The 15,316-nt window shown below is 73.9% G+C and carries 16 protein-coding genes and 1 pseudogene; 9 read left to right on the top strand and 8 right to left on the bottom strand.

The features are described 5' to 3' along the window. Positions 1 to 21 precede the first annotated feature (21 nt). Positions 22 to 762, bottom strand: coding sequence for an SDR family oxidoreductase (locus G5C65_RS16020; protein ID WP_165299517.1), 741 nt, complete (start codon positions 760 to 762; stop codon positions 22 to 24). Between the two features lie 266 nt (positions 763 to 1,028). On the opposite strand from G5C65_RS16020, the gene G5C65_RS16015 reads away from it, so the two are divergent. Next, positions 1,029 to 1,940: an MBL fold metallo-hydrolase gene (locus G5C65_RS16015; protein ID WP_165299516.1), complete on the top strand. Its 912-nt coding sequence runs from the start codon at positions 1,029 to 1,031 to the stop codon at positions 1,938 to 1,940. A 35-nt stretch (positions 1,941 to 1,975) separates the two neighbouring features. Here the strand turns inward: G5C65_RS16015 and G5C65_RS16010 are convergent, their stop codons facing one another. Next, positions 1,976 to 3,016 (bottom strand): glycoside hydrolase family 62 protein, encoded by a 1,041-nt coding sequence (locus tag G5C65_RS16010; protein WP_338146435.1) that lies wholly within the window; start codon positions 3,014 to 3,016, stop codon positions 1,976 to 1,978. A gap of 478 nt (positions 3,017 to 3,494) precedes the next feature. Between G5C65_RS16010 and rsgA the strand changes: the two genes are divergently transcribed. Beyond that, on the top strand, positions 3,495 to 4,592 hold the full coding sequence (rsgA, locus tag G5C65_RS16005) for a ribosome small subunit-dependent GTPase A (protein ID WP_420903320.1): 1,098 nt from the start codon (positions 3,495 to 3,497) through the stop codon (positions 4,590 to 4,592). 28 nt (positions 4,593 to 4,620) lie between these two features. Next, positions 4,621 to 5,202: a hypothetical protein gene (locus tag G5C65_RS16000; RefSeq protein WP_165299513.1), complete on the top strand. Its 582-nt coding sequence runs from the start codon at positions 4,621 to 4,623 to the stop codon at positions 5,200 to 5,202. Here the strand turns inward: G5C65_RS16000 and G5C65_RS15995 are convergent. Together G5C65_RS15995 and G5C65_RS15990 are read right to left on the bottom strand one after the other, a co-directional pair. Beyond that, entirely contained in the window at positions 5,159 to 5,416 is a 258-nt protein-coding gene (locus G5C65_RS15995) for a DUF397 domain-containing protein (RefSeq protein WP_165299512.1), read from the bottom strand. The genes G5C65_RS16000 and G5C65_RS15995 overlap by 44 nt on opposite strands. Beyond that, positions 5,413 to 6,243, bottom strand: coding sequence for a helix-turn-helix domain-containing protein (locus tag G5C65_RS15990; protein ID WP_165299511.1), 831 nt, complete (start codon positions 6,241 to 6,243; stop codon positions 5,413 to 5,415). Before G5C65_RS15990 ends, G5C65_RS15995 begins: the two co-directional genes overlap by 4 nt. A 113-nt stretch (positions 6,244 to 6,356) precedes the next feature. Here G5C65_RS15990 and G5C65_RS15985 point away from each other — a divergent pair, with 113 nt between their 5' ends. The 4 genes and pseudogenes from G5C65_RS15985 to G5C65_RS15970 all read left to right on the top strand — a co-directional run bounded on the left by G5C65_RS15985 (position 6,357) and on the right by G5C65_RS15970 (position 9,503). After that, on the top strand, positions 6,357 to 6,767 hold the full coding sequence (locus tag G5C65_RS15985; RefSeq protein WP_165299510.1) for an ATP-binding protein: 411 nt from the start codon (positions 6,357 to 6,359) through the stop codon (positions 6,765 to 6,767). 58 nt (positions 6,768 to 6,825) lie between these two features. Further along, positions 6,826 to 8,325 carry a DNA-3-methyladenine glycosylase 2 family protein gene (locus G5C65_RS15980; RefSeq protein WP_165299509.1) on the top strand — a complete coding sequence of 500 codons (1,500 nt, stop codon included), beginning with the start codon at positions 6,826 to 6,828 and terminating at the stop codon, positions 8,323 to 8,325. Positions 8,326 to 8,332: 7 nt separating this feature from the next. After that, positions 8,333 to 8,815 (top strand): annotated as a pseudogene (locus G5C65_RS15975) (methylated-DNA--[protein]-cysteine S-methyltransferase); the annotation flags it as partial. Positions 8,816 to 8,990: 175 nt separating this feature from the next. Further along, complete coding sequence (locus tag G5C65_RS15970) at positions 8,991 to 9,503, top strand: GNAT family N-acetyltransferase (protein WP_165299507.1); 513 nt, start codon at positions 8,991 to 8,993, stop codon at positions 9,501 to 9,503. Between the two features lie 11 nt (positions 9,504 to 9,514). Here G5C65_RS15970 and G5C65_RS15965 read toward each other — a convergent pair whose 3' ends face one another. Beyond that, positions 9,515 to 10,027, bottom strand: a complete 513-nt coding sequence (locus G5C65_RS15965; RefSeq protein ID WP_165299506.1) for a DUF456 domain-containing protein — start codon at positions 10,025 to 10,027, stop codon at positions 9,515 to 9,517. Positions 10,028 to 10,147: 120 nt separating this feature from the next. Between G5C65_RS15965 and G5C65_RS15960 the strand changes: the two genes are divergently transcribed. Beyond that, the gene (locus tag G5C65_RS15960; protein ID WP_165299505.1) at positions 10,148 to 11,410 is read left to right on the top strand and encodes a protein phosphatase 2C domain-containing protein; all 1,263 of its coding nucleotides are present in this window, start codon (positions 10,148 to 10,150) and stop codon (positions 11,408 to 11,410) included. Between the two features lie 121 nt (positions 11,411 to 11,531). On the opposite strand, the gene G5C65_RS15955 is transcribed toward G5C65_RS15960, so the two are convergent. Further along, the gene (locus G5C65_RS15955; protein ID WP_165299504.1) at positions 11,532 to 12,686 is read right to left on the bottom strand and encodes a DUF2637 domain-containing protein; all 1,155 of its coding nucleotides are present in this window, start codon (positions 12,684 to 12,686) and stop codon (positions 11,532 to 11,534) included. A gap of 156 nt (positions 12,687 to 12,842) precedes the next feature. Next, entirely contained in the window at positions 12,843 to 13,688 is an 846-nt protein-coding gene (locus tag G5C65_RS15950) for a (2Fe-2S)-binding protein (RefSeq protein WP_165299503.1), read from the bottom strand. Positions 13,689 to 13,804: 116 nt separating this feature from the next. On the opposite strand from G5C65_RS15950, the gene G5C65_RS15945 reads away from it, so the two are divergent. Further along, a complete protein-coding gene (locus G5C65_RS15945; protein WP_165299502.1) occupies positions 13,805 to 14,605 on the top strand; it encodes a GntR family transcriptional regulator in 801 nt (266 codons plus the stop codon). Between the two features lie 116 nt (positions 14,606 to 14,721). On the opposite strand, the gene G5C65_RS15940 is transcribed toward G5C65_RS15945, so the two are convergent. Beyond that, on the bottom strand, positions 14,722 to 15,316 hold a 595-nt coding region (locus G5C65_RS15940; RefSeq protein WP_165299501.1), incomplete at its 5' end, for a hypothetical protein.

Raw genomic sequence — 15,316 nt, 5'->3', positions numbered from 1 at the left:
GGCCTGTCCCTGGTGGCCGGCTCAGCCGGCCACCAGGGACAGGCCGCCGTCGACGGTGACGACCTGCCCGTGGATCCAGTCGGCCTCCGGGCGGCACAGCAGGGACACCGCGTTCGCGACGTCCTCCGGGGTGGTGAGCCGGCCGGCCGGGGTGCGGGCGGCGAGCGTGTCGCGGACCTCCGCGGGCCCGCCGCTGTCCGCTCCCTTGTCGAGCAGCGCGGTGGAGACGGCGTTCACCGACACTCCCAGCGGGGCGAACTCCACCGCGAGATAGCGGATCAGGCTCTCCAGCGCGGCCTTGGCCAGGCCCTGCGTCAGATAGCCGGGAACGGCCCGGTGCGCCCCGGAGCTGCTCACGGCGACGATCCGGCCCGGACGGCCGCTCATCAGCTCCGTCAGGGCGGGAGCCGCGGCGAGCAGCGGCGCCACGGCCACGGCGAGGTCATCACGCACCTGCCGGGCGGTGGCCTGGAGGGCCGGGGCAGGGCTGCGGCGCGCCGCGGCGTGTACGAACACGTCCAGGGCGCCCCACCGTTCCCGTACGTCGTCGAGCACCGTCAGGATGCCGCCGGGGGCGGCCAGGTTCGCCCGTACCGCCGTCGCGCCGCCCGGCAGCCCGGCGAGCATGCCGGTGGCGTCCTTGGCGTCCGTGTCGCTGTCCCCGTACACCAGCAGGACATCCGTGCCCCTGGTGCACAGCTTGCGCGCGACGGCCAGCCCGACACCCCGGGTGCCGCCCGCCACCACCGCTCTTCCGCCCATGGCCGGACCCTTCCTTCCGCTCGGTGGCTCTCGGTTACCGGCACAGCGTCGCGGGCCGGTGTCCACGGATGCTCGAAGCCCGATCTCGGATCCGTCGGTGAGGGTGCTGGGCCGGGGCTGCCCCTTGCTGTTTCGTCGCAGTCCGCGGGCGCGTGCCTGGCTTGGCGCGCAGTTCCCCGCGCCCCTGACGGGCGCTCCCTCCAACCGTTCTCGACGGCGGGGGGTCAGCCTGGGGATCCGTACGGCACCGAGTGGGAGGGGGCGATATGGCCGGTGGGTACGAACCCCGCTTCGAGGAGGTCGCCGAGGGCGCGTACGCCTTCGTCCAGCCGGACGGCGGCTGGTGTCTGAGCAACGCCGGGGTGCTGCCGGGGCGCGAGCTGACCGTCGTCGTGGACACCGCGGCCACCGTCGCGCGGGCCCGCAGGCTGCGCGCGGAGACCGACCGGCTCCGCGGCGGCTCGCGGCTGGCCGTGGTCAACACCCACCAGCACGGCGACCACACCTTCGGGAACTGCGTGTTCACCCCCGAGGCCCTGGTCATCGGGCACCACACGGCGCGCGCCGACGTGCTGGAGTCAGGGCTCGGACTGCAGCGCCTGTGGCCCGATGTGCCCTGGGGCCCGGTGGAGGTCGCCCCGCCGCAGGTCACCTACGCCGAGCGGATGACCCTGCACCGGGAGGACGGGCGGATCGAGCTGATCCACCCGGGCCCCGCGCACACCACCGGCGACACCGTCGTCTGGCTGCCGGACCGCGGGGTGCTGTACACCGGCGACATCGTGATGAACGGCGTGACGCCCTTCTGCCTGATGGGCTCTGTCGAGGGCTCGCTGCGCGCCATCCGGCTGCTCGGCGGGCTGGAACCCACCACCGTGGTGCCCGGCCACGGTCCGGTCTGCGGACCGGAGGTCTTCGCCACGTGCAGCCGCTATCTGCGCTGGCTCCAGCGGCTCGCCGCCGAGACCGCAGCGGCCGGGGCCACCCCGCTCGAAGCGGCCCGGGAGGCGGACCTGGGGGAGTGGGGCGCACTGCTCGACTCCGAGCGCCTGGTGCCCAACCTCGTACGGGCGCTGGCGGAGGTGCGCGGCGCGGCTCCGGGCGAGCGGATCGACGAGATGGACGCGTTCGCCCGGATGCTGGAGTTCCACGGCGGACTCCCCGCCTGCCACGCGTGAGCGCGGCGGGCGGGGAGCCGGCCTGTGTGGGGGAGTCAGCAGGTGGAGGTGGTGTTGGTGGCCAGGCCCAGGCGCCAGGGCAGTTGGGAGTAGTCGCCGCCGGCGCCCGGGTCCATGCCCTGGTAGAGGAGCTGGAGGTTGCAGGGGTCCAGGGTCATGGTCTGGTCGTCGCCGGTGCGGAGCAGCTCGCCGTGGCTGATGTCCGTCGTCCAGGCGCCGTCGGGGAAGGAGACGTTGTTGCTGCGGGCGAAGGGGTGGGACTCGGTGTCCGCGAGCGGCTGCCACTGGCCGTTCAGGCCGTCGGCGGTGAAGGAGCGGTACCAGCGGCGGCCGTCGGAGCCGATGGCCTCCCACAGCAGCAGGTAGGTGTCGGTGTCCTTGACGCGGTAGACCGCGCCGCCCTCGAAGAGGGCGTGGGCGGAGTCGGACAGGACGATTCGGGTGTTGCCGAAGCCGTCGGGGAAGTTGCCGAGGGTGGTCTCGGAGCGGTAGACGTGGCCGTTGTCGTCGGCGGAGAACAGATAGCACGTGGCGTCGTCGCAGATGACGTAGAAGTCGAGCCAGTGTCCGTTGCCGATGTTGTCCCGGACGATGTCCGGCATGCTGTCCATGAAGTTCTTCGGCGCTGACCAGCTGGTGGGGTCCTTGATGTTCTTGGTGGTGGAGAAGGAGGGCAGGCCGGTCTGGTAGACGAGGTACCACTCGTCCTTGGGGGCGAAGTAGAAGGCGTGCGGTGCGGCGCGGTAGCCGGGGCCGATGTCGGAGGCGGTCTCCAGGTGGGTCTGCGGGGCCGCGCCCGCCTGGGACCAGTCGGTGAAGCTGGTGTGGGCCAGGCTCCAGTCGCCCGAGGTGTCGGCGGTGGTCATGAACACGTGCCAGGTGCCGTCCTTCTCCTGGACCACCGAGGGGTCTTTGACCGCCACCGAGTTGCTGCCGTCCTGGTGCGGCGAGATCAGCGGTCCGGTGGAGGTCCACTGGAAGTTTCCGGGCAGTTCGGCGGTGCTCGCTTCGGGCTGCGGTGCGGACTGGGCCGGGGCGGCGACCAGCGCCAGCGCCAGCCCCAGGAGGACGGCCACGACCGCACGTATCGGACGTGCGCGGCGACGATGTCTCGACAGCGGCATGGGGGACTCCCTCGCGGCTCAGCCGGGGTTTCACCGGAACGGATTCAGGTGGTGCGGGAGCTGCTGTGACACGGCTCAGACATGGCTCAGACATGGCGATGATTGGCGCTCCGCGGGCCCCCGTCAACACGCCCCGCAGCGCAGTTTCCCGGATTCCGGCCCGAAAATTTTCGGTGAATGCCCGGACGTTATCGGAGGCCGGCAAAAAGCAGTGGTGCGGGGAGCGCGCGCGGGGCTACGCTCCCCTCGTCGTCCGCGAGGAGTGAGGAGGTGTCGACCGATGGCTGTCGTTGCGATGGGCGCTGCCCGCATCCGGAAGTTCATCCTGTCCACCTCCGTGGCCTCCGGCTGATCCACCGTCGTTCGCCGCGCCGCAGCGCGCGCAGCCGGGGCCGCCCTTGTGAAGGGTTCCGAGTTGTCTCACCCCTCCTTGCATCCCCTGGCCGGCTACGGCTGGGACGCGGACTGGGAAGCCGCGTTCGCCCCGCACGCCGAGCGGGGGCTGGTGCCCGGCCGCGTCATCCGCGTCGACCGCGGGCTGTGCGACGTCGTCACCGCCGACGGGGTCGTACGGGCCGACACCGAGTTCGTCGTCCCCCGCGACCCGCTCAAGGTCGTGTGCACCGGCGACTGGGCCGCCGTCGACCCCGAGGACCACGACCCCCGGTACGTGCGGGCGCTGCTGCCGCGCCGTACGGCGTTCGCGCGCTCGACGTCCTCCAGGCGCTCCGAGGGCCAGGTGCTCGCCGCCAACGTCGACCACACGCTGATCGCCGTCTCCCTCGGCGCCGAGCTCGACCTCGGGCGCGTGGAGCGGTTCCTCGCGCTCGCCTGGACGGGCGGCGCCCAGCCGCTCGTCGTCCTCACCAAGGCGGACCTCGTCCCGGACCCCGCGACGGTCGACCACCTCGTCGCCGACACCGAGCTGTCGGCGCCCGGCGCGCAGGTGCTGCCCGTCAGCGCCGCGACCGGCGACGGTGTGGACGTCCTCGCCGCCGTGCTCGCGGGCGGCACCAGCGTGCTGCTCGGACAGTCCGGCGCCGGGAAGTCCACGCTCGCCAACGCGCTCCTCGGCACGGAGGCCCAGGCCGTCCGCGCCGTCCGGGACGGCGACGGCAAAGGGCGGCACACCACGACCACCCGCGATCTGCTGCCGCTGCCCGCCGCGAGGGGCGGCGGCGTCCTCATCGACACCCCCGGCCTGCGCGGCGTCGGCCTGTGGGACGCGGAGGACGGCGTCGGACAGGCGTTCTCCGAGATCGAGGCCCTCGCCCAGCGGTGCAGGTTCGACGACTGCGCCCACCAGGCCGAACCCGGCTGCGCCGTCCTCGCCGCCGTCGAGGACGGCTCACTCCCCGAGCGCCGCCTCACCAGCTACCGCAAGCTGCTCCGCGAGAACGCGCGGCTCGCGGCCCGTACCGACGCGCGGCTGCGCTCCGAGCAGAAGCAGCTGTACAAGCAGCGCGCGGCGCTCGGCCGGCACATGATGGAGCGCAAGCGGGGAGGAGGGCGCCACAGCGGCTGGTAGCCCCTGGTCTCTTGGTAGCGTCGGCGGCATGGAAGCCCCCTTCGGCCCGTTGCAGTTCCAGCTCGTACTGCTCCGCAGAATGGCCGATTTCCACGCCCCGCGCGTGGATGCGGCGCTGCGCGAACTCGGCGTCACCCACGCCGCGATGCGCGAGGCCAACAAGCGCTGGCAGGCGATGGTCCGCTCGCCCCGGGGAAGGGGCCGGGGCGCGCTGGGCCGCTACCGCTCGGTGCTGGGCGAGCCCGAGTCGACCGTACGGCGCCGTGTCGGCGACCTCGACAGCGAGGTGCACACCTGGCCCGTCCCCCTCTGGCCCGACCTGCGGTTCGAGGTGGTGGCGGGCCGGGGCGGCGCCGTCTGGAACGAGTGGCTGGTGCGGGCGCCCGGCGCGCCCCCGCCCGAGCTGCGGACGGTCGAGGACCTGGTGCCCTGGTCCTGCACCGTCGAGGAGGTGGCGCGCGCGTTCGCCCCGGCGCGCCCGATGGAGGGCTCGGCGCCCACGCGCTGGCGCCTCGCCTTCACGGCACCGGACCGCGAGGGCGAACGGCGCGACGTCGTCGCCGAGTTCACCTGGGGCCTGCTGCAGCGCCTCCCTTCGCACGTGCCGTGAACGCCGCCCAGGCGGCGGGCGAGACGGTGAGCATGGGTCCTTCGGGGTCCTTGGAGTCGCGCACGCGTACGGCGGCGGGATGGGCGGCGACTTCGAGGCATGCGCCGCCCTGGTCGCTGCTGTAGCTGGACTTGCGCCAGCGGTAGGCGACTTCGAGGCATGCGCCGCCCTCGCTGCCGCTGTAGCTGGACTTGAACCAAGTGACGAGGGTCATGTCTCTCCTAGACGGGTCTCCAGCAGACGCTTGCTCTCCTCCGGGGTGAGCGCCTGCGAACGGAGCATCCCATATTTCTGCATGAAGACACTGACCTCGTCTGGATCATCGACGAGGACACTGACCCGGTTCCCCTCGATGTAGGCCAGGTGATCGTGGTCGGGCGTCTCCAGCAGCACCATCGGACCGTCGAGCGCCGCGTGGCTCTCCCGGTTCGTCGGCATGATCTGGAGGCCGAGGAAGGGGAGATCGGCACACTCGCGCAGATGCTGGAGCTGTCCGCGCAGCACATGCCGACCGCCGACAGGCCGGTGCAGGACGCTCTCCTCCATCAGGAACGTCGCCATCGGCGGGGGCTTGCGCTCCAGGACCTTCTGCCGGTCCAGCCGTCCGGCGACCCACTCGTCCAACTCCTCCTCGTCCAGTGGCGGGTAGAGGCAGGTGAAGACCGCGCGTGCGTACTCCTCGCTCTGGAGCAACCCGGGCGGCACCTGGTTCTCGTACCAGAGCAGCGTCAGCGCTTCGCGCTCGTAGTCGATGAAGTCCTGGACGAACACCGGGTACTTCTCGCGCTTCGGGACCTTGTTGACCGCCGTCTCCAGGGCCCGCTTCGTGTCGAGCAATTGGTCGATCTGGATGGCCAGCGCGATCTGGAGCGGGCGGCGGCCCTGCTCGATGGACGCCAGTTTCTCGTAGCCGATGCACAGGGCGTCGGCCAGTTCCTGCTGCGTCATTCCGGCGTACTTGCGGAACATGGCGACCTGGGCTCCGATGGCGTCCCAGGTGGTGCCCCGCTTGCCGTTCCTGTTCTTCTTGGGCTGGTTCATGCGGCTCTCTCTTCCCCCTCGCAGCCCGTATGTGGCACGTCACGGCCCGTACATCTGAAATGTACGGGTGGACGCACTGTGTAACTGTACGCACGGGCAGTGACAGTGGGCGCGTGAATCACGAGACGCAACTCCCCCACGTCCGCGAAGCGTTCTTCCGCCGCGAGCGGAAGTCGGTGCCGCGTGCCCGCGCGTTCGTGCTCCGCGCGCTCGTCGAGTGGGGCGTGGACGCGCGCTGCGGCGACGTCCTGCTGTGCGTCAGCGAGCTGGCGACGAACGCGCTGGTGCACGGCGTGCCGCCGGGGCGCGGATTCCGGCTGCATCTGCTGCTCCACGGCGACGGCGTGCTCCGCGTCGAGGTGCACGACTCGGGGGACGGGGAGGTGCGCGCTCCCCTTCCGGCCCCGGGCCCCGACGCGGAGAGCGGGCGCGGTCTGCTGCTCGTCTCCGCCCTCGCGGACAAGTGGGGCGTGGGATCGCGCTCGCTCGGCAAGATCGTGTGGTTCGAGTGCCAGTGCGGCTGACTGTCATGTCCGATTTCCGCGAGAGATCCCGGGGCGGGCGGCGCAGACTGGAGTCGTGATGACAGCGGAGAGCAAGTATGAGGCGGTACGCAGCCGGGACGCGCGCTTCGACGGCGTGTTCTTCCTCGGCGTGCGGACCACGGGCATCTACTGCCGCCCGAGCTGCCCGGCGGTGACCCCGAAGCGGGAGAACGTCCGCTTCTACCCGACGGCCGCTGCGGCGCAGGGCGCCGGGTTCCGGGCGTGCCGCCGGTGCCGCCCGGACGCGGTTCCGGGCTCGGCGGAGTGGAACGTACGGGCCGATCTCGTGGGCCGGGCGATGCGCATGATCGGGGACGGCGTCGTGGACCGGGAGGGCGTCGCGGGGCTCGCGCGGCGGCTCGGCTACAGCGCCCGCCAGGTGCAGCGGCAGCTCACCGCGGAGCTGGGCGCGGGCCCGGTCGCGCTCGCGCGGGCGCAGCGCGCGCACACCGCGCGGGTGCTGCTGCAGACGACGCCGCTGCCGGTGACGGAGATCGCGTTCGCGTCCGGCTTCGCGAGCGTGCGGCAGTTCAACGACACGGTCCGGGAGATCTACGCCCGCACCCCGAGCGGGCTGCGCGCGGCGTCCGCGCGCGGCGGGCACGGCACGGCGGGCCGCCGGGAGGCGCGGTGCGCCGCCAGGGCCGAGGCGGGCGGGGTGACGCTGCGGCTGGCGTACCGCGGCCCGTACGCCGCGCGGCAGGTCTTCGACTTCCTGGAGCGCCGCGCGATCCCCGGCATCGAGGAGATGACCGGCGAGCCCGGCGCCCGCGCGTACCGCCGCACCCTCGACCTGCCGTACGGCACCGGCCTCGCGGAGGTCGCCGAGAGCGAACCGGACGCTGAGCGGGCGTGGCTGGACTGCAAGCTGTACCTGGCCGACCTGCGCGACCTGACGACCGCCGTGCAGCGCGTACGCCGGCTCTTCGACCTGGACGCGGACCCGTACGCCGTCGCCGAGACGCTCGGCGCCGACCCCGCGCTGGGCCCGCTGGTGGCGCGCACCCCGGGGCTGCGCTCGCCCGGCGCCGCCGACCCGCACGAGCTGGCCGTCCGCGCCGTGCTCGGCCAGCAGGTCACCGTGGGCGCGGCGCGGACCCTCGCCGGGACGCTCGTCGCGGCGTACGGCAAGCCGCTCGCGGCGCCCACCGGCGCCCTCACCCACACCTTCCCCGACGCGGGCACCCTGGCCGGTGCGCCGCTGACCGAACTGGGGATGCCCGAGGCCCGGCGCACGGCGCTGCGGACCATCGCCGCCGCGCTCGCGGACGGTGCCGTGGTGCTCGACACCGGCGCCGACCGGGACGAGACCGAGCGCGCGCTGCTCGCGCTGCGGGGCATCGGCCCGTGGACGGCGGGATATATGCGGATGCGGGCGCTCGGCGACCCCGATGTGTTCCTGCCCGGCGACGCGGGCGTACGGCACGGACTGGAGCTGACCGGCGCCGAGGCGAGCGAGGCGGACCAGTGGCGCCCCTGGCGCTCCTACGCCCTGCACCACCTCTGGCACGCGACCGCCCGCACGGCAGAGAGCTGAGACCACCATGAGCACCACGTACTACGCGACCTGTGACAGCCCGCTCGGCGAGCTGCTGCTGGCGGGCGACGGCGAAGCCCTCGCCTCGCTCTCCGTACCCGGACAGCGGCGCGGCGCCGCCGTCCGGCCGGACTGGCGGCGCGACGACGCGGCCCCGGCCCTCGCGGCGGCCCGCGTCCAGCTGGACGCCTACTTCGCCGGGGACCTCAAGGACTTCGCGCTGCCGCTGGCCGCGCGCGGGACCGACTTCCGGGAACGGGTGTGGGCGGCGCTGGACAGCATCCCGTTCGGGGCGACGACGACCTACGGCGAGCTGGCGGCCCGCATCGGCGCCCCGCGCGCGGCCGTGCGCGCGGTCGGGGCCGCGGTCGGCGCCAACCCGCTGCTGATCGTCCGCCCCTGCCACCGGGTGATCGGCGCCGACGGCTCGCTCACCGGCTACGCGGGCGGGCTGGACCGGAAAAGGCGGCTGCTCGCCCTGGAGGGCGCCGCTAGTGCCGTGGCCGGAAAGGTTTGCCGTCTCGCGTCGTCCGGTGCGGTGCCTCGCAAGGCGCCGGATCGCGGCTTGTACTGGGCGTACTCGCGTGATCCGGCAACGCCGCGAGGTGCCGTGCCGGGCGGCGCGAGGCGGTGAACCTTTCCGGTCACGGCACTAGCATCTCCTGATGACCGTGCTGCAGGGTGCCTCCGTCGTCCTCCGCCCCACCGTCGAAGAGGACGTCCCCGCCTTGGCCGCGATCCGGGCCACACCGGAAGTGCGGGCGCGCTGGAGGGGCGAGGACGACCTCGCGGCGGAGGTCGCCGGTGATCTCCAGGACCCCGACACCCGGTGCCTGACCGTCATCCACGAGGAGCGGATCGTCGGGATGATCCAGTGGTACGCCGAGGAAGAGGCGGACTACCGGCACGCCGGCATCGACCTCTTCCTCGATCCCTCGGTGCACGGCAGGGGCCTGGGCACCGCCGCCGTACGGACGCTGGCCTGCCATCTCGTCGACGTCCAGGGCCACCACCGTCTGATCATCGACCCGGCGGCCGACAACGCCGCGGCGATCCGCTGCTACACCAAGGTCGGCTTCCAGCCGGTCGGCATCATGCGGCAGTACGAGCGCGGCCCGGACGGAACCTGGCACGACAGCCTGCTGATGGACCTCCTGGCCGCCGAGCTGGTGCGCTGACCACCGCGCTGCTACGACGGCGCCCACACCAGGGTGGCGATCCAGGCGCCGGCCACCAGGAGGCACGCGGTCAGCTCGATCAGCTTCCGCCAGCCGACCGCACGCAGCACGGCGCGCGCCGAGGCCGCCGCGGCGCCGTGACTGCCGAGCCGCACCCGCTCCCAGCCGTACAGCCCGGCCAGAAAGCCGGGGACGACGCCCAGCACCGGCAGCAGGAAGAAGCCCACGATGCCGGCGCCCCCGGCGGCCAGCAGCGCCCGGCGGCGTACGTCCGTCGCGTGGCGCGGGCGTATCCGGCGGGGCAGCAGCAGCTGGACGGCGGTGTTCAGCAGCAGCAGGGCGGTCGCCCCGGTCAGCAGCCACCAGGCGGACGAGGTCTGCCGCGCCGTCGCCCACCAGAAGACGGCGGCCCACACCACGAGCGGGCCGGACACGCCGGGCAGCACGGTGCCCACCGTGCCCAGCAGCAGCACCAGGCCGACCAGCAGCGGCTCCCACGCGCTCAGCGTCCCCGCGGTGCCCATGGGCCCAGCGTGCCCGAACACGCGCTCGTCTGCCTGCCACGGTTATTCACACTGTGTGAGTAGGGGGCCAGGTTCGGCCGTACCGGCTTTCGGGGGCGCGTCGCAGGACACAATGGCCGTATGACCGAACAGGGGGAGCAACAGACCTCGGACGACGGGGACGACTGGTGGAGCCAGTTGTACGACCCGGGCGCCTCGGACACCGGACGCTCCTGGGCCCGCGACACGCTCGACGACCGCTTCGCGTCGGTGACGTGGACGATGGGCGAGGACGCGCCGACGCAGGTGCCGCCGCCGCGCGCGCCGCTCGCGAAGGAGCCGGTGCCCGAGCCGGACGCGGGCCCGGAGCTGGAGCCGGACGCGGGCCCGGAACCGGGCCCGGAGGGCGTGGCGGAACCGGACCCGGAGCCGGAGCCGGATCCCGTGTCCGGGCCGGAGCCGACGACGCAGCTGCGGACCCTGCCCGCGGCGGAGCCGGAGCCCACGACGCAGCTCCGCCCCGTGACGGAGCCCGAGCCCGAGCCCGAGTCCGAGGCTCAGTCCGAGGCGAAGGCGGAGGCGGAGCCTGCGGGGGCGGCGGAGGGGGCCGTGCTCCCGCTCGCGGACCCGCGAGAGCTGAAGGACGTCGTGCCGGACACCGAGCTGGAGGGCGCTTCCTTCGGGCCGCTCACGCTGCGTGCGGTCTCGCTGCGCGGCGCGGCGACCCGCAGGGCGGGCGCGCCGCGTGGTGACGCGCTGCTCGTCGCCCGCTTCGGCTCCGGTGGGAGCGGGCTGCTGCTGATCGCCGTCGCGCACGGTCACCGCGCGGCCCGCGAGATCTGTCACTCGATCGGGGTATCCGTCGGGCGCAGCCACGCCCGGCTCGCGGAGGACATCAGCGCGGGCCGCCGGGGTGCGCTCAAGTCCGGCCTGAACCGGCTCACCGACCGCGCGTACGGCAAGCTGCGGGCCCAGGCGGCGGTGCTCGGCCTGGAGCCGGCCGAGCACACGGCGGAGCTGCGCTGTCTGCTGCTGCCCGCCGACCCCCGGTGCCGGATGCGGGTGTTCTTCGGCGTGGGCGACGGCGGGCTCTTCCGGCTGCGGGACGACGAGTGGCAGGACATCGAGCCCCGCGCCACCGACCCGGAGCCGGGGGAGGAGGAGCCGGACGCCGAACCGTTCCGCTTCCGGGCGAGCGAGGCGCAGCCCGGTGATGTGCTGCTGCTGTGCGGACGGGGGTTCGCGGAGCCGATGCGCGGCGAGCCCGTGCTCGCGGACCGGCTGGCCGTGCGGTGGGCGGGGCAGCCCGTCACCCCGGAGGGGTTCCTCACGGATGTGCGGGCGCGGTACTGGGCGCGTGCGTACGAGGCCGACCGTACGGTGGCCGCCGTCTGGGAACCGTGAGCCGGGTCCGGCGGATCTTGCCGGGTCGGGACTGCCCCTTGCTGTGCTCCGCAGGGTGCGGGCGCGTCAGGATTGAGCGCGCAGTTCCCCGCGCCCCCACGCACGATCCGCCGGACACGGCCTAGCCGAACTGGCGCTCGATCTCGGCGAGCTTTTCCTCCAGGGTGTCCAGCCGCGGACTGGCGGCACCGGCGGCACTGGCGGCACCCGATTCGGGCGTACCCCGCGCAGCCCGCTGCCGCCGCTCGGCGCGCTCGCTCTGCTCCCTCTGCTCCCTCTCCTCCGTCACCACGGCCTGCAGCGCGGGCCGGCCGCGCGGAGCGGCGCCCACCACCTCGGTGACCGGCAGCTGCCCGGCGGGCGGGCCCTCGTCGCCCTCGGCGGGTTCCTGCGGGCCCGCCGCGGGGGCCGCGGCGGGCAGCGGTGCCCCGGCCGCGATCTCCACATCCACCCGCTGCGGCGACCGCCCCCGGTTCCAGATGCGGTGCTGCCGGTTGATGGCCTTGACCCTGGCCCGGTCCAGCCGCTCCTGCTCCCGCCTGCGGCTGCGGTCCCGCTCCTGCTGCCGCCGGTCGTCCCGTACCTCGTCGACGGCCTCGTCCAGCGTGCGGACGCCCTCCAGCAGCATCAGCGACCAGGCGCCGAACGTCTCGCGCGGCGCCCGCAGCCAGCGCACCACCCGGATCTGCGGCAGCGGGCGCGGCACCAGGCCCTGGTCGCGCAGCGCCGCCCGGCGGGTCTGCTTGAGGGCGCGGTCGAAGAGGATCGCGGCGGACAGCGACATCCCCGCGAAGAACTGGGGGGCTCCGTCGTGGCCCTCGCCGCGCGGGGCGTGCACCCAGTTGAACCAGGCGGCGGCGCCCGCGAAGATCCAGACCAGCAGCCGGGAGCCGAGGGAGGCGTCGCCGTGGCTGGCCTCGCGTACCGCTATCACGGCGGAGAACATCGCCGCGCCGTCGAGTCCGAACGGGACCAGGTACTCCCAGCCGCCGGAGAGGTTGAGGTTCTGGCGGCCGAAGCCGACCAGACCGTGGAAGGAGAGCGCGGCGGCGACCGCCGCGCAGCAGAAGAGCAGAAGGTAGGCGGCCGTCGCGTAGATGGTCTCCTTGCGGCGGCGGCGCTCTTCCATGCGTTCCCAGGAGTCCGCGCCCTCGCTGCTCTTGTCGTGCTTGGCGGGGTTGCGCGACTGGGTCAGCACGATCACCGCGGTCAGGACGCCGAGGAGCAGCACGGCGCTCGGCAGTACCCAGTTCAGCGATATGTCGTTCATTCTCATCGGGTGTGCCCCTTGCCGCCCTGTGGCTTGCCTGTGGCTTGCTTGGCTGTCGCGGAGCATCCTGGCGGAACCGTCAACCCCGGCAGGGGGATTCAGCTCAAATAAGCGCTAACGGGCGGCGATGCACTCGGATCGGGGACTCCCGGGTCGAACGGGCTACCGGGCCGTGGTCAGCCGCTCGACGCGCTCGGCGTCCCCCGTGCGCGGGCAGGTGACGCAGGTGTCATCGGGGCGCAGGGTGTAGTAGAGGCAGCAGCTCGCCCGGTCGCGGGTCGGGAGGAGCGCGCCGTCCGGCGCGGTCAGCTCCCGGAATCCGGCGCTGCGGGTGAACGGCGGGGTGCCGCCCGGCAGCAGCGCCGCGGCCTCCTCCTTGGCGCGCCGCTCCTCGCCCAGCAGATGGCCGAGGTACCACAGCCCCTCGGTGACCTCATCCGCCGCCATGCCCCACAGCGCCCGCGCGCCGCGCCGCATCCTCGGCCGGAACCCCTCCAGCACGGGCGCCAGATGCCCGGCGACGGCGTCCCGTACCGCCGCGCGCAGCGCCTCCTCGTCCGCGACGGCTGTCGCGCCGGGGGCGCCGCGGGCCGGATCGCCGGGCAGACAGGCGAACTCCCCGGTACGGACGGCGAGCCGGCCCTCCGTCCGCTGGACGGCGACGGCGTCCAGCGGGAGCCGCGGGACGCGGCGGTGCAGGAACCAGGGGAGGGTGATCAGGAGGCAGGCCGACCAGGCGTAGCGGTGCAGGCCGAAGCTGGCGACGACGTCCGGGCGGCCGGGCCGTCCGTAGTCGCGCCGGATCTGCTCGTCGTCCCAGCCGAGGAACGCGTCGAGAGCCGGGCCGCCCTCGGCCAGCTCGGCGGCGCCCGTCCAGCCCTCTCCCGTCGGCAGGGGGGTGTCCGCTGTCGTCTCGGTCACACGGAGGTCGGGCAGCGCCTCGGCCAGTCGCGCATAGGCGGCGCTGAGCGGGGACAGGTCACAGACGGCGAACGCGGGTACGGCCATGGGGACCACCGAAACGTCGATCGTTAGCAGGTAAGCCTAACCTTAGCCGATAGCGGGAGAGGTTTGATCTCGCGCCTGGTCCGCCTATCGTGCTCCTCGACACCTGGAGGGGACAGATGGAGCAGATCCGAGCGGAGCCGCCCATACGGGCGGCAGAGCGCTCCACGTCGGCCCGAGCCGCCGTGGCCCGCCCCACGTCCGGCAGCGCGCCACTCCAGCCCCCCGAGGCACGGGTGCCCGAGCAGGCGGCCCGGGGCGAGCATGTGCACAGTGAGCCCCCGCCTCCCGGCAGCAACATGCCGCAGCGCCATTCGGTCCGCTCGCAGATCCTCGACGCGCTCCGCGGCGCACTCCTGACCGGCGAACTCGCGCCCGGCGAGGTCTACTCGGCGCCCGCGCTCGCGGCGCGCTTCGGCGTCTCGCCCACGCCCGTCCGTGAAGCCATGCAACAGCTCGCGAGCGAGGGCGCCGTCGAGACGATCCCCAACCGCGGCTTCCGCGTTGCCCGGCACAGCCCCCGCGACCTCGCCGAACTCGCCGAGGTGCGGGCCATGCTGGAGACTCCGGCCGTGCTGCGGCTGGCCCGCACCGTGCCGGCCGAGCGCTGGGAGGAGCTGCGGCCCGCCGCCGAGGCCACCCTGGAGGCCGCGGCCCGGGGCGACCAGGCGGCGTACGCCGAGGCCGACCGGCGCTTCCACCGCGCGGTGCTGGAGCTGACGGGGAACCGGCAGCTCGTCACCTTCGCGGAGGAGGTGCATCTGCGGGCCCAGCGCTGCGCCGTACGGGTCGCCCCCGCGCCGCGCGTCACCGATCTGCTGGCCGAGGCGTCGGACCACCTCGCCCTGCTGGACGCGCTCGCCGCGCGGGATCTGGCGGCCGTGGAGCAGCTGATGGGCTGTCACTACGGCTCCGTGTGAGCGCCTTGCTTCCGGCGCGCCGGCGGATGGTGCTGGGCCGGGGCTGCCCCTGATGGTGCTTCGCAGGCTGCGGGCGCGAGGGGGTGCCCCCTGCTCGGGCGACGCCGGGGGCCCGCTCAGAGCTGTGCGGCCAGCCAGGTGGGGACGCCGCCCAGCAGGCGGAAGAGGCGGCGCGCCTCGTCCCGCAGGCGCTCCGCCGTCTCCTCGGGCTCGACATCGGCCAGCGACGCCAGCGCCGGTGCCATGCCCACCAGGAAGCCCAGCTCCTCGCGGAGCCGCAGCGACTCCGCGAACCCGTGCCGCGCCTCGGCCTGTTCACCGTCCCGCAGCGCCAGCCCGCCCAGATGGCGCCAGGTGAAGGAGCACAGGAGTAAGTCGCCGCGCGATGTGGCGCCCGCGTGCGCCCGGCGGTAGGCGGCGCGGGCCGCGTCCGGGGTGTCGCTCAGGTTCTCCGCGAGCAGGCCGCGCCGGAAGTCCAGCAGCGGCCGCCCGGGGGCGGTGGGCGCCAGCAGCGCCGCCGCGCGCCCGAGCGCGGCACGCGCCTCGTCCGTCCGGTCGCGGACGCCCAGCACGGTGGCGGCGTAGGCGAGCTGGCCGCGCTCGCAGGCGGCGGCGCCGCGCTCGTCGTCGTCCTGGGCCACCGCCTCGGCGGCGCGCAGCGCGTCCTCGGCCACCGCCCAGCCCTCCCCCGTGAACATGCACCCCTCGACC

This window comes from Streptomyces boncukensis (assembly GCF_011045075.1).
GTDB classification, from domain to species: Bacteria; Actinomycetota; Actinomycetes; order Streptomycetales; family Streptomycetaceae; genus Streptomyces; species Streptomyces boncukensis.
The sequence above is the reverse complement of the archived record's forward strand: the minus strand, read 5'-3'. Positions and strand labels throughout refer to the sequence as shown.

Excerpts from the sequence above, each read along its gene's own strand:
- G5C65_RS15980 (WP_165299509.1), top strand. The coding sequence starts at position 6,826 with ATGACAGCGGAGAGCAAGTATGAGGCGGTACGCAGCCGGGACGCGCGC.
- G5C65_RS15955 (WP_165299504.1), bottom strand. The coding sequence starts at position 12,686 with ATGAGAATGAACGACATATCGCTGAACTGGGTACTGCCGAGCGCCGTG.
- G5C65_RS16000 (WP_165299513.1), top strand. The coding sequence starts at position 4,621 with ATGGAAGCCCCCTTCGGCCCGTTGCAGTTCCAGCTCGTACTGCTCCGC.
- G5C65_RS16015 (WP_165299516.1), top strand. The coding sequence starts at position 1,029 with ATGGCCGGTGGGTACGAACCCCGCTTCGAGGAGGTCGCCGAGGGCGCG.
- G5C65_RS15950 (WP_165299503.1), bottom strand. The coding sequence starts at position 13,688 with ATGGCCGTACCCGCGTTCGCCGTCTGTGACCTGTCCCCGCTCAGCGCC.
- G5C65_RS15995 (WP_165299512.1), bottom strand. The coding sequence starts at position 5,416 with ATGACCCTCGTCACTTGGTTCAAGTCCAGCTACAGCGGCAGCGAGGGC.
- G5C65_RS15970 (WP_165299507.1), top strand. The coding sequence starts at position 8,991 with ATGACCGTGCTGCAGGGTGCCTCCGTCGTCCTCCGCCCCACCGTCGAA.
- G5C65_RS15990 (WP_165299511.1), bottom strand. The coding sequence starts at position 6,243 with ATGAACCAGCCCAAGAAGAACAGGAACGGCAAGCGGGGCACCACCTGG.
- G5C65_RS15945 (WP_165299502.1), top strand. The coding sequence starts at position 13,805 with ATGGAGCAGATCCGAGCGGAGCCGCCCATACGGGCGGCAGAGCGCTCC.
- G5C65_RS15960 (WP_165299505.1), top strand. The coding sequence starts at position 10,148 with ATGACCGAACAGGGGGAGCAACAGACCTCGGACGACGGGGACGACTGG.
- G5C65_RS16020 (WP_165299517.1), bottom strand. The coding sequence starts at position 762 with ATGGGCGGAAGAGCGGTGGTGGCGGGCGGCACCCGGGGTGTCGGGCTG.
- G5C65_RS15965 (WP_165299506.1), bottom strand. The coding sequence starts at position 10,027 with ATGGGCACCGCGGGGACGCTGAGCGCGTGGGAGCCGCTGCTGGTCGGC.